Below are 12848 nucleotides of genomic sequence, written 5' to 3'. Positions count from 1 at the left end.
GACTGGGCATCGCAACGCTCGACGCGAACACGTAACTTGCCATCATCGAGCAGCAAATCCGTACCTGGGATCAAAGCCGCAAAAATTTCAGGATGCGGCAAATTGACACGACTGGAGTCACCCAGCGCCAGGTCCAGATCGAACCTGAAGGCTTGCCCTTGGGTCAGAATCACATGGCCTTCGGCGAACTTACCCACACGCAACTTCGGACCCTGCAAATCAGCCAGGATGCCGATGGGACGGCCGAATTCTCGCTCGATGTCGCGAACCATCTGGAAGCGCATGGAATGGCTATCGAAGTCGCCATGGCTGAAGTTCATACGAAAGACATCCACGCCGGCCAAGAACAACTGGCGGATAACATCATGGCTGGAGCTGGCAGGCCCCAGCGTCGCGACAATCTTGGCGCGACGTGTACGGTGAATCATTTTTGTCTCCTCATTTATTGATCAGAATGACGCGAAAGTCATTCACGTTCGTGAGTGTCGGTCCGGTAATGACCGAATCATCGAGACTCTGGAAAAACCCATGGCCGTCGTTGGCGTCTAGGCTGGCTCGAGGACTGAGCCCTTTGCCAAATGCCATGCGCAGCGTGTGCGGGCCCATGACGGCACCGGCGATTTCTTCGATGCCATCGACACCGTCGGTGTCTCCCATGAGCGCATGAATCTCGGGGTGTCCCTGTGTGGCAATGGCAAATGACAGCAGGCATTCCACATTGCGACCACCACGACCCTGGCCGCGAAGAGTGACCGTGGTCTCCCCGCCCGAAAGCAAAGCACAGGGCAATGCAAAAGGCTCGCCTTTGACAGCCGTCTGCAAGGCGATGGCCGCCAATACCTTGCCCACATCACGCGCTTCACCTTCAATGGCGTCGCCCAAAATGAAAGGGGTGTAACCGTGGTGATGTGCCATCGCTGCCGCAGCCTCAAGAGCTTGCTGAGGTGCCGCGATCATTCGGGTTTCGAGCAGGGCCAGGCGAGGATCGCCAGGCTTGACGGATTCGCCGGACCCGCTCGCCAAAATACCCAGCACATGTGCAGGCAGTGCAATGCCATAACGCTGCACGATGTCGAGTGCGTCCTGGCAAGTGCTCGGATCAGCCACCGTGGGGCCAGAAGCAATGTCAACAGGCCGATCACCCGGTACATCCGATAGCAAAAGGTTGATGACACGGGCCGGGTAACAAGCCGCAGCCAGTCGGCCGCCCTTGATCGCCGACAAGTGGCGACGCACCGTGTTCATTTCGCTGATGGTGGCGCCGCTGGCCAGCAGCGCACGGTTGACTTGCTGCTTGTCCTGCAAGGAAACACCCACCAGCGGCAGGGGCAAAAGCGAAGAGCCGCCGCCAGAGATGAGACACAAGACCACATCGTCCGAACCGAGACCCTGAACCAGGTGCAGCATGCGATGTGCCGCATCAAGCCCGGCCTGGTCAGGTACCGGATGCGCGGCTTCAACGATCTCGATTTTGGTGCATGGCACCTTGTAGCCATAACGCGTGACCACCAGTCCCAAAAGAGGACCTGTCCAATGATCTTCCACAGCACGAGCCATGGCCGCAGAGGCCTTGCCCGCACCGATCACAATCAAACGCCCTTTGACTTCGCTGGGCAAAGGCAAATGGGGAGGAACGCACAGCTGCGGTTGCGCCGAGGCGATGGCCGCCTCGAACATCTCACGCATGAGGCTGGCGGCTCCCAGCTTCATGCTTGCTGACCAATTTCGAAATTCGACATTTTTTCCAGGGCACGGACCATGGCCGAGTGGTCCCATGCTTTACCGCCGTGAGCAGCGCACGAATTGAACAACTCCTGAGCTGTTGCGGTATTGGGCAAAGCCACGCCCAATGCGCGTGCGGTGGACAGTGCCAAGTTCAGATCTTTCTGGTGCAGCTCAATGCGGAAACCTGGATCAAACGTGCGTTTGATCATACGGTCACCGTGTACCTCCAGGATCTTGCTAGAGGCAAAGCCACCCATCAGGGCCTCGCGCACCTTGGCAGGATTGGCACCCGCCTTGGCAGCGAAAAGAAGGGCTTCTGAGACCGCTTCGATGTTCAATGCCACGATGATCTGGTTGGCCACTTTGGCCGTCTGGCCGTCACCCACCGCACCCACGAGGGTAATGTTCTTACCCATGTATTCGAAAAGTGGCTTGACCTGGTCGAAGATTTCCTGATTGCCGCCCACCATGATGGACAGCGTGGCGTTTTTGGCCCCGACTTCACCACCAGAGACCGGTGCATCCAGGTACTCACAACCTTTGGCGCGGACCTTGGCAGCAAATTCCTTGGTGGCAATCGGGGAAATTGAGCTCATGTCCACCACGATCTTGCCAGGCTTAAGGCCGTGCACAACCCCGCTCTCGCCAAAGAGAACTTCCTGAACCTGAGGCGTATCGGGCACCATGATGAAGATGATGTCGGAACGCTCTGCCACACCCTTGTTGGTGGTGCACAGGGTTGCGCCCCCTTCAGCCAGGATGTCGGGTGTTTTACCGTGGGTATGTGTAAACAACTTATTGCCCGCACGCATCAAGTTCAGCGCCATGGGAGCACCCATGATGCCAAGGCCAATGAAACCAATTTTGTTCGCGTTGTTGCTCATGTTTTCGCCCTCTCAGTTTGCGATATTTTTGATCCAGCCGAGTCCGTCTTCGGTCTTGGCCGATGGCTTGTATTCACATCCGATCCAGCCGTCGTAGCCGATGGCATCGAGGTGTTTGAATAAGAAGCTATAGTTCAGTTCGCCGGTCCCCGGCTCGTTACGGCCTGGGTTATCAGCCAATTGCACATGCCCGATTTTCTGAAGGTGTTTGGACAAGGTGGCAGCAATTTCACCTTCCATGCGCTGCATGTGATAAATGTCGTACTGAACAAAAAGGTTGTCTGAGCTGACCTTGTCAATCAGCGCCAACGCTTGCGAAGTCCCATGCAGGTAGAAGCCGGGAATGTCGAATGTGTTGATCGGCTCGATGAGCAAACGAATCCCATGTTTTTTGAGCTCGTTAGCTGCAAACCGCAGGTTCTCGATCACAGTTTCATCGATCTGAACTTGGCTGGCATCTTGTGGAACCTTGCCGATCAGGCAGTTCAGCTGCGTTACACCCAATTGGGTGGCGTACTCAATCGCACGGCCTACGCCTTCGCGAAACTCACTCACACGCTTGGGGTGACAGGCGATGCCGCGTTCACCGGCATCCCAATCGCCTGCAGGCAGGTTGTGCAACACCAGCTTGAGCTGATGTTTGACCAGAAGTGCCTTGATTTCAGCTGCTGGCCAAGCGTACGGAAACAGAAATTCCACGGCCTTGAAACCCGCATGGCTTGCGGCTTCGAACCTATCCAGAAATGGACGCTCCGTGAAGAGCATGGTCAAATTGGCTGCAAATTTGGTCATGTTGTTCTACTCCAGTGAATGGCTATCTCAATCCAGCATCGAAACGGCTACGGCTGTTGGCGCGTCTGCCTTGCTGGTCGCCATCTCTTCGAACTCGATGATGTTGTCGATTTCAGTACCCATGGCGATGTTGGTCACGCGCTCCAGAATGATTTCAATGACAACTGGAACTTGGTACTCAGCCATCCATGCTCGGGCCTGCTCGATCGCAGGGGCCAGTTCTTCCTGGCGCATCACACGAATGGCTTTGCAGCCGAGGCCTTCAACCACTTTGACGTGGTCAACGCCGTAACCTTGTCCAGCGGGATCTTGAGGATCTGCGTTGATGTTTTGGAAGCCCAGCTGTACGCAGAAATCCATCGAAAAACCACGCTGCGACTGGCGAATCAGACCGAGGTAGCTGTTGTTGACCAGAATGTGGATGTAGGGCAATTTGAACTGCGCGCCAACGGCCATCTCTTCAATCATGAACTGGAAGTCGTAGTCGCCGGACAAGGCTACGATTTCGCGCTTGGGGTCAGCCGCACGCACACCCAGAGCTGCAGGTACAGTCCAACCCAATGGACCCGCCTGACCGCAATTGATCCAGTGGCGTGGGTGATACACATGCAGGAACTGGGCACCGGCAATCTGGCTCAAACCAATGGTGGAGACATATGTGGTGTCACGGCTGAAGGCATTGTTCATGCACTGGTAAACGCGCTGCGGCTTCATCGGCACGCTGTCAAAGTTAGTCTTGCGAAGGAATTCGGGTGAGGATTTCCGGCCTAGGCATTCCTTGGCCCATCCAGACCAGTTGGGCAACGCATTTTTGCTTTTCAGCTCTAATGCCACCTCAATGAACTTTTGCAGCGCAGCCTTCGCATCCGAAACAATCCCGTAGTCAGGGGCAAAAATTCGACCAATCTGTGTGGGCTCGATATCCACATGAATGAATCGGCGCCCTTTGCAATACACATCGGTCGACCCCGTGTGACGGTTGGCCCAACGATTGCCGATTCCCACCACAAAGTCGCTGGCCAGCATGTTGGCGTTGCCGTAGCGCTGGCTGGTCTGCAAACCGCACATGCCTACCATCAAGGGATGGTCATCGGGAATGGTGCCCCAGCCCATGAGTGTCGGGATCACGGGTATGCCCATGATCTCTGCAAACTCCACCAAAAGATCGCTGGCATCGGCATTGATGATGCCGCCACCCGCCACAATCAGTGGGCGCTCGCTGGTGCACAACATGTCGATGGCTTTTTCGATTTGCTTACGCGAGGCAGCAGGCTTGTAAACCGGCAGGGGCTCGTAAGTGTCCACATCAAATTCGATCTCGGTCTGCATGACATCAAAGGGCAGATCGATCAGCACTGGGCCCGGACGACCCGAGCGCATCAGGTGAAAAGCCTGCTGGAAAACACCAGGCACTTGAGCAGCTTCTAGCACTGTGGTGGCCCACTTGGTGACCGGCTTGGCGATCGAGGCGATGTCCACAGCCTGGAAATCTTCCTTGTGCAGACGTGCCTTGGGGGCCTGGCCAGTAATGCACAAAATCGGGATGGAATCGGCCTGGGCCGAATACAGCCCAGTGATCATGTCGGTGCCGCCAGGCCCTGAGGTGCCAATGCACACACCAATGTTTCCGGATACTGCACGGGTGTAACCTTCGGCCATGTGGGATGCGCCCTCCACATGACGCGCCAGAATATGACCGATGGTGCCTCGGTCCATCATTTGTGCATAAAGAGGGTTGATCGCAGCGCCAGGGACGCCAAACGCCTTGGTCACGCCTTCTTTTTCCATCACCAGAACTGCCGCCAGTGCGGCCTTCATCTTTGCCATGTGCAAATCTCCTAGAAAGTTTTTTGTTGCAATGACGTGATGGTGCATGGGCACATGTCTTTATGGAACGTCTCTATTGCGCATGATGCTTATTCCGTGGTGGAATACTTGAATGGAAAAAATTCACGAAATCAGGCTCTTTGTCCGCGTCGTTGATCTCGGATCTTTCAGCAAAGCAGCTGCTGAAGCCGCCATTGGCCAACCTGCAGCTACCAAGCAAATCAACCGCATGGAGCAGCAGTTGGGCGCTCGCTTGCTGCATCGCACCACCCATGGCGTGAGCCCGACCGAAATTGGTCTGCTCTATTACGAAAAATGCAAAACGATATGCCACCTTGCCGATGAGGCGCAATCGGTAGGCACACTCTTGCAAACACAGGCACAGGGGGCAATCCGCATCAGCTCTTCAGTGGCTTTCGGGCGTCGGGTGATGGCCCCCCTGGTCATGGAATTCATGCAAATGAATCCCCACTTACAGATCGAACTCAATTGCGAAGACCGTTATGTCGATCTGGTGGAGCAAGGCGTCGACGTCGCCATACGGCTAGGAAAGCTGGCGGACTCTTCATTAGGTGCGGGCTATCTAGGTGTTAATCCCTGGATCCTGGTGGCCTCGCCCGCTTACCTCAAAGAGCACGGACGCCCCAAAAAGCCGGCTGATCTTGGCAAGCACAATTGCCTGATTTACAGCTCTGTGCAAGGTGATGATCGTTGGCAATTGAGTGGTGGTGATGCCGATGTGGCCAGTATTGCCGTCCGTGGCAGGCTGCGCTCCAACAACCTCTCCATGCTGCTGACTGCGGCTCGCCACAATTTTGGCATCGCCGCCTTGCCCCTGTATGTGGCGCACAAATCCCTCGAATCTGGGGCAATCGTCAGTCTGCTTGATCAATGGAAGCTGCCTCAGCAGGAGGTGCACGCCGTGTTCCCTTCTCCTCGCCTGGTCCCTGCCAAGGTCAAGCTCTTCATCACCTGGCTGCAAGGCCAGTTCGGTCCCAATTGGTGGGCGACCATCGGGACTTGACGGTTGATGCTGACAAGACGAGTCGATCAGCCCTTGAAGAGAAGCATCGCAGGCAACCAGCCTGTCAATACACCTTGAATAATGGATATCCAGCCCGTCAGGCGTGCCCAGGGTGCTTGGATGACTTGTAGGAAAAAGAACAACAACCAAAGCAAAGCCCAGGCTGTCCACGACACTGCACTCCAGATTTTCCACAGGTCTGTGCCTGCGGATGCCAACATCCCAATCGACACCCATTGCGCAGTGACGGCGACCATCAGGCTGAACCAACCCAGACCACGTCCGTTATTGTTCATGAGCCTGTTCAAAGCGACCCACATGTAGGTGAAGGCAAACATCAAGGAGAAAGTGGCTTGCTGAATCGACTTTTCGTCTGCGGCCTCACTGAAGGCCAGCTCGTTTGCGATCCGCAAGAACAATATGCCGACCAAAAAATTGATGATCAGGATTTCCTGATCGGCAATTTTCTCCAGCATCCACAAGCCATTGAGCGTCAGGACAATACCAACGTAAAAGAGAAGCAAAGGCTCGTACATCCACACCTGCCTTAGCTTTTTTCAACCGTCGAGGACTTGGACTCAATCCAGAGTTTTCCTGCTGTAGCCCAGTTGTGGCGTTCAATGTCGTAAAACACAACATCAACGCCAGCAGGCTCACCGCCGAGGACCCGCACGCAGGCCTCGGTCAATTCTGTGGCCAGTTGGGCTTTTTGTTCAGGTGTTCTGCCTGCAAACAGTTCGACACGCAAGGTGGGCATCTGGTTTTCCTTTTTGGTTGGTTTACTTGAATCAGGCTTGTGACAAGCCTGTGGAATGTCTAGTTTCGGTAGCCTGGAGACAGGCGATCGAGTCTGCGCAGAAGCGCTGGCCATTCAGCATCGCCATCAAGCTCTTTTCCATCACCAATCCACTGCTGATAAGTCTTCAGTGCCAATGCATCTGGAACAGCCCTCAACGAGCCGCCTGTTGCGGCCATCGCACGCAATTGGGCTTTCGCAGCCCGCTCCAAAATGTGCATCAGCATGTAGGCCTCAGCAACGGTTCGACCTACGGTCAAACTCCCATGGTTGTCCAGGATCAGTCCGTCAAGACTTCCCAGACTGTTGACCAGCCTTTGCTGTTCATATTCGCCCAAGGCCAGGCCTTCATAGCGATGGCGACCCAGTCGTCCGTACAGCCTCATCGCCCATTGCGATGTGGGCATCAAGCCTTGCGGCAACATGGACAGGGCGACCCCCCATGGTGCGTGTAGGTGAATGACACATTCGATGTCCGGCCTCGCAGCATGAACCGCTGCATGGACTGTGAACCCGGTTGGATTCACCTGACTGTCGGACCCGTCAACCACCACACCGTGCAGATTGACTTTCACCAGGTTGGAGGCCGTGACTTCTTCAAAGCACAGGCCAAAAGCGTTGATGAAATACAAACCTGGCTGCCCAGGCACTGAGGCTGACAGGTGTGTGTAGATGGTGTCATCCCAACCCGCCAATGCTGCCAAACGGTAGGCTGCAGCCAAGTTGACTCTGACTTCGTCCTCTGTTTGGGGACTGCCCGACATGTGATGTGATGGCATGTTGCTCAAAGACAAAAGGCCGGCGCGTGGCCGGCCTTCCGTCATTTATTCATCCATCAGTGTGAGTCAGCTTGCTTAGCAGCTTCAATGGCATCGCGGTTGTCACCACTGGCGCCGTTGAAGAACAGATTGAGCAACACGGCAGTCAACGAAGCCAGCAAGATGCCCGACTCGATCAGCGGGTGCAGACCGTGTGGGAACCACTGCAGATAACGTGGCGCTATCAGCGGGATCATGCCGATACCGATCGAGACGGCCACGATGAACAGGTTGTTGCGGTTGGTTTTGTAATCGACCGAACCCAGGATGCGGATACCGGTAGCGGCGACCATACCGAACATCACCAGACCCGCACCTCCAAGCACGAAGGTGGGTAGCGATTCGATCAAAGCAGCCATTTTTGGCAACAGACCGAGCAACAACAAAATCACGCCAGCGGCCACGCAGACAAAGCGGCTCTTGACACCTGTGACGCCCACCAGGCCCACGTTTTGCGAGAAGCTGGTGTAGGGGAAGGTGTTGAAAATTCCACCGATCAAGGTACCCAGACCGTCCACGCGCAGTCCGGCAGACAGTTGTTTTTGGTCAATCTTCTTGCCTGTCAAGTCCGACAGTGCCAGGAACATGCCTGTAGATTCAATCATCACCACGATCATCACCAGGGTCATGGTCAGGATCAGGATCGGGTCGAATACCGGAGTGGCGATCTCGAAAGGCAGCACCAGGTCAAACCAGTTGGCCTTGGCCACTTTGTCGAAGTTCATGTAGCCCATCACCGTGGCAATCACGGCGGCTATTACGATGCCCAACAGCACCGAGATGTTGGCGATGAAACCGCGTGCAAACTTGGCAATGACCATGATCGACAGCAGCGACACGGCAGCGATCGCGATGTGCGGCATTTGCGCGTACTTGGGGTTGGGCACTGTACCCACCAGGGCCAGGCCTGGCGGCACTGCGGGTACGGTGGCTGCTGCTGCAGCGGCTGCATCGGCTGCAGGCTGAACGGCTGCACCGGCCATTGTCTTCACAGTGGCGAGCCACTGAGCGTGTTCAGGGTTAACAATCTGAGGTGCAGTGGGGCCTACAGGAACGCCAAAAATCCAGTTGATGCCCACACGCATCAAGCTGATACCGATGATCGCGATGATGGTGCCGGTGACTACAGGCGGAAAGAACCGCAGCATGCGGCTGACCACCGGTGCAAGCAAAATGGATATCGCCCCGGCCCCGATGATGGCGCCAAATATGAGCCCCGCCCCTTCGACGCCGGGTGTGGCATTAGCCATGGCCACCATGGGAGCCACGGCGGCAAAGGTCACACCCATCATGACTGGCAACTTGATGCCGAACCACTGGGTGGCGCCAAAGGCCTGGATCAAGGTGACCAGGCCGCAGCAAAACAGGTCGGCCTGGATCAGCATCGTGACCTGCTCGGGGCTGAGCTTGAGGGCGCGTCCAATGATCAGGGGCACAGCCACAGCACCGGCATACATCACCAGCACATGTTGCAGGCCCAGCGCAGTGAGCTTGCCCGTGGGCAGTCGCTCGTCTACTGGGTGAACAGTTGTATCGTTCATTTTCGTCTCCAATTTAGTTACAGTTTCTACACTCAGGCACCGGCTCCCCGGAGGCCTTTTTCTTTCACGTCATTACTACCCATCAATCGACTGAGGCACCTGACACAAACCACCGCTTGATCAGGCGGCGCTCTTCTTCGGAGATGTTCGTCGCGTTGTTCATCGGCATTTGTCGTGTAACGGCTACCTGCTGAAACACAGCTTGTGCATTGGCTTTGACTGAGGCGGCCTGATCCAGTCGAATGCCCTTCATTTGAACGGCCTCGCCGTGGCACATGTAGCAATGCATCTCAAGAACAGTTTTGACTTGTTCAAATGCCACGGGTGCTGCGTTGTCAGCCGTAGCGGCCGTAGTCGCCAAAGGTGCGGGCTTCATGGCTACGATTACGCTCAAAATCATCACCAAGCCCACAGCTGCAAATGGCCAAGGGTTGGCTGCGCGGCCCAGATGAAAGGCGTGACGCTGAACAAAGAACTGGCGTATCAAGGCTCCGGCCAGCATCATCGCAAACAGCAGCACCCAGCGCTGCTCGTGCATATACAAAAAGCTGTAGTGGTTGCTCAGCATCGCAAAGATGACGGGGAGCGTGAAGTAGGTGTTGTGAACACTGCGCTGCTTGCCACGCTTGCCATGGATGGCCAGAGAGTCGGCGTCATAGGTGCCTCCTGAAGTCATGGCCGCCACCACTTTGCGCTGGCCGGGGATGATCCAGAAGAAAACGTTGGCGCTCATGGCTGTGGCGATCATGGCACCAACCAGCAAGAAGGCTGCTCGGCCTGCGAACAAGTGATTCGCCAACCAGGATGCCAAGGCCACCACTACGATCATCAAGCCCGCAACGATCAGCTCACCGTTTTTGCGAAAGCCGAAAACACGGCAAGTGATGTCGTAAACAACCCAGAAGGCCACCAAAAATCCCACAGCCGCTGTACCGGCCACAACCGGCGTCCAATCCATCAGGGATTTGTCGATCAGGAAGGTGCCCGCGTTCCAGAGGTAGAGCACGGTAAAAAGTGCAAAGCCGCTGAGCCAGGTGGAATAGGCTTCCCAATAAAACCAATGCAATTTGGTGTGAATTTTCTGGGGCGCCACCATGTATTTTTGGGGGTTGTAAAACCCGCCACCGTGCACCGCCCACATGGCACCGCCCACACCTTTTTCCAGCAAATCTGGTGAATTGGGGTTTTGCAGGTTGTTGTCCAGAAAGACAAAGTAAAACGAGGAGCCAATCCAGGCGATGGCGGTGATGACGTGCAACCAGCGCAGGAGCAGGTTGGCCCAGTCAAGAAAATAAATTTCCATAACGGTTCTCCAACCTGCTCACCACCGCGGGCGCTGTGAGCAGAATTAATGTCGCGAACATCATCGGTTTGGAGGCCGATTCATGCGCCGCTGCGACTTGTCCACTAAAGTGTATACACTTTTAAAAGCTAAAAAATCAGTGGAAACCCTAGATTTCACAGTGGGTTCTTGTTCAGCTTTTTGGCTCTGGCCTTTCGGGCTACGGTCTTCACGAGTCTCTCCGAATCCAATCGCACCCCCAGAATGACCGATCGGCCATGCTGGGCTTCAGCAGCATCTCAACGGATGAGGACTGCAGGTTATTCATCACCAAAAAATGCCTCCTTCAGTCGCATCTGCACGAGCAGAAACCAGCAAAATACATTTCGTCCACAAAATTGTATACAATAATTTGGCTTTGATTTTTGATTTGGCCAAACTGTAGCGAACAGCATAGACAGAGCAACAACTGAATCAACCGTGGAATGGTTGATGCGCAGCATGACTCGGTGCCAGGACGACAACATACCCGGGACGATGGGCATCGGAACGAACCACCTCGTGTGTGGCTGCCGAGGCTGTTTAAGTGAAACGAATTGGAAAACCACCCACCCTTACATGGACTGAACATGGCCCTGACCCTTGAACAACTCAACAGCGCTGCGCAATCCGATGCAGCGCACATGCTGGATGGCCTGTATGAGCACACACCGTGGATCGCCGAACAAGCTTTAAATAGCCGCCCCTTCAGATCGCTGGCGCACCTGAAACACGCCATGACCGAGGTGTTGGGACAAGCCAGTCGCGACGCGCAACTGGGCCTGATCCGTGCCCACCCCGAGCTGGAGGGCAAGGCCATGGTCAGCAAGACACTGACGGCCGAATCCACCAACGAGCAAACCAAGGCATCAACCACAACCCCATCGAATCGACCACCAGCTGCGACATGCAGCTTTGTGTCGACGCCTTCACACATGTTTTGAACCAACTCTCTCAGGAACTGTCATGAGCGCTACCGAAGCCCAAGCCCAATACCAACAACTCGACGCCTGGATCGATGCGCACTTTGACGAACAGGTCAAGTTCTTGCAAGCCCTGGTGCAGGTGCCCACCGACACGCCACCTGGCAACAACGCCCCGCACGCCGAGCGCACCGCAGAGCTGCTCAAACCCATGGGCTTTGAGGCCGAAAAGCACCCTGTGCCCGAATCGGAGGTGAAAGCCTACGGTCTGGAAACCATCACCAACCTGATCGTTCGCCGCAAGTACGGTGAAGGCAAAACCATTGCCCTGAACGCCCACGGTGACGTGGTGCCACCGGGCGAAGGCTGGACGCACCCGCCCTACGGCGGCGAGATCCACAACGGCGCCATGTACGGCCGCGCCACCGCCGTGAGCAAGTGCGACTTCTCCACCTTCACCTTTGCCACCCGCGCGCTGGAATCACTCAAGGCCCCACTCAAGGGTGGCGTTGAACTGCACTTCACCTACGACGAAGAGTTTGGTGGCGAAATGGGCCCTGGCTGGCTGCTGGCCAAGGGCCTGACCCAGCCTGACCTGATGATCGCTGCCGGCTTCAGCTACCAGGTGGTCACTGCACACAACGGCTGCCTGCAAATGGAAGTGACGGTGCACGGCGAAATGGCCCACGCCGCCATTCCCGACAGCGGCACCGACGCGCTGCAAGGCGCTGTGCACATCTTGAGCGCCCTGCACGCGCTGAACGCGCAATACCTGAAAGTTACCTCCAAAGTCGAGGGCATCACCCACCCGTATTTGAACGTGGGCTTGATTGAAGGCGGCAACAACACCAACGTGATGCCCGGCAAAGTCAGCTTCAAACTCGACCGCCGCATGATCCCCGAAGAAAACCCGGCCGAGGTCGAGGCTTCCATCCGCAAAACCATTGCCGACGCGGCCGCAAGCTTCAACCCGCCCCGCGGCGGCAAGCAACTGAATGTCGACATCCGTCGCATGCTGCTGGCCAACGCCATGAAGCCCCTGCCCGGCAACCAGCCGCTGGTCGACGCCATTCAGAAACACGGCCAACAGGTCTTTGGTGAAGCCATCCCGGCCCTGGGCACCCCGCTCTACACCGATGTGCGTCTGTACGTGGAACGTGGCATCCCGGGCGTGATCTACGGCGCAGGCCCCCGCAC

12 protein-coding genes and 1 pseudogene are annotated in these 12848 nt (G+C 56.1%); 3 read left to right on the top strand and 10 right to left on the bottom strand.

Annotated features, from left to right (window positions below):
* The 5 genes from ACIQ3A_RS11160 to gcl all read right to left on the bottom strand — a co-directional run.
* A partial coding sequence (locus tag ACIQ3A_RS11160) for a pyruvate kinase (RefSeq protein ID WP_396431815.1) occupies positions 1-425 on the bottom strand: 425 nt, incomplete at its 3' end.
* A 13-nt stretch (positions 426-438) separates the two neighbouring features.
* On the bottom strand, positions 439-1710 hold the full coding sequence (locus ACIQ3A_RS11155) for a glycerate kinase (protein ID WP_396431814.1): 1272 nt from the start codon (positions 1708-1710) through the stop codon (positions 439-441).
* Positions 1707-2609, bottom strand: coding sequence for a 2-hydroxy-3-oxopropionate reductase (gene glxR, locus ACIQ3A_RS11150; RefSeq protein ID WP_396431813.1), 903 nt, complete (start codon positions 2607-2609; stop codon positions 1707-1709). The genes ACIQ3A_RS11155 and glxR overlap by 4 nt, the downstream gene beginning before the upstream one ends.
* A 12-nt stretch (positions 2610-2621) precedes the next feature.
* Complete coding sequence (hyi, locus tag ACIQ3A_RS11145; protein ID WP_396431812.1) at positions 2622-3401, bottom strand: hydroxypyruvate isomerase; 780 nt, start codon at positions 3399-3401, stop codon at positions 2622-2624.
* Positions 3402-3428: 27 nt separating this feature from the next.
* Complete coding sequence (gene gcl / locus ACIQ3A_RS11140; RefSeq protein ID WP_396431811.1) at positions 3429-5228, bottom strand: glyoxylate carboligase; 1800 nt, start codon at positions 5226-5228, stop codon at positions 3429-3431.
* Between the two features lie 112 nt (positions 5229-5340).
* Here gcl and ACIQ3A_RS11135 point away from each other — a divergent pair, with 112 nt between their 5' ends.
* Entirely contained in the window at positions 5341-6252 is a 912-nt protein-coding gene (locus tag ACIQ3A_RS11135; protein WP_396431810.1) for a LysR substrate-binding domain-containing protein, read from the top strand.
* A 26-nt stretch (positions 6253-6278) separates the two neighbouring features.
* Here ACIQ3A_RS11135 and ACIQ3A_RS11130 read toward each other — a convergent pair whose 3' ends face one another.
* The 5 genes from ACIQ3A_RS11130 to ACIQ3A_RS11110 all read right to left on the bottom strand — a co-directional run bounded on the left by ACIQ3A_RS11130 (position 6279) and on the right by ACIQ3A_RS11110 (position 10710).
* The gene (locus ACIQ3A_RS11130) at positions 6279-6788 is read right to left on the bottom strand and encodes an AmiS/UreI family transporter (protein ID WP_396431809.1); all 510 of its coding nucleotides are present in this window, start codon (positions 6786-6788) and stop codon (positions 6279-6281) included.
* Positions 6789-6799: 11 nt separating this feature from the next.
* The gene (locus tag ACIQ3A_RS11125; protein ID WP_396431808.1) at positions 6800-7009 is read right to left on the bottom strand and encodes a 4-oxalocrotonate tautomerase; all 210 of its coding nucleotides are present in this window, start codon (positions 7007-7009) and stop codon (positions 6800-6802) included.
* 59 nt (positions 7010-7068) lie between these two features.
* On the bottom strand, positions 7069-7827 hold the full coding sequence (locus tag ACIQ3A_RS11120; protein WP_396431807.1) for a class II aldolase/adducin family protein: 759 nt from the start codon (positions 7825-7827) through the stop codon (positions 7069-7071).
* A 56-nt stretch (positions 7828-7883) separates the two neighbouring features.
* Positions 7884-9407 carry a nucleobase:cation symporter-2 family protein gene (locus ACIQ3A_RS11115; RefSeq protein ID WP_396431806.1) on the bottom strand — a complete coding sequence of 508 codons (1524 nt, stop codon included), beginning with the start codon at positions 9405-9407 and terminating at the stop codon, positions 7884-7886.
* A gap of 82 nt (positions 9408-9489) precedes the next feature.
* Positions 9490-10710, bottom strand: a complete 1221-nt coding sequence (locus tag ACIQ3A_RS11110; RefSeq protein ID WP_396431805.1) for a urate hydroxylase PuuD — start codon at positions 10708-10710, stop codon at positions 9490-9492.
* A gap of 608 nt (positions 10711-11318) precedes the next feature.
* Here ACIQ3A_RS11110 and ACIQ3A_RS11105 point away from each other — a divergent pair.
* Positions 11319-11606 (top strand): annotated as a pseudogene (locus ACIQ3A_RS11105) (2-oxo-4-hydroxy-4-carboxy-5-ureidoimidazoline decarboxylase); the annotation flags it as partial.
* 88 nt (positions 11607-11694) lie between these two features.
* The coding region (locus tag ACIQ3A_RS11100) for a M20/M25/M40 family metallo-hydrolase (protein ID WP_396431804.1) at positions 11695-12848 on the top strand (1154 nt) is incomplete at its 3' end.

The sequence above is a fragment of the Limnohabitans sp. genome, from assembly GCF_044361985.1.
GTDB lineage: Bacteria > Pseudomonadota > Gammaproteobacteria > Burkholderiales > Burkholderiaceae_C > Limnohabitans_A.
Note: the sequence above shows the minus strand (reverse complement) of the source record. Positions and strands in the feature narration are given on the sequence as shown.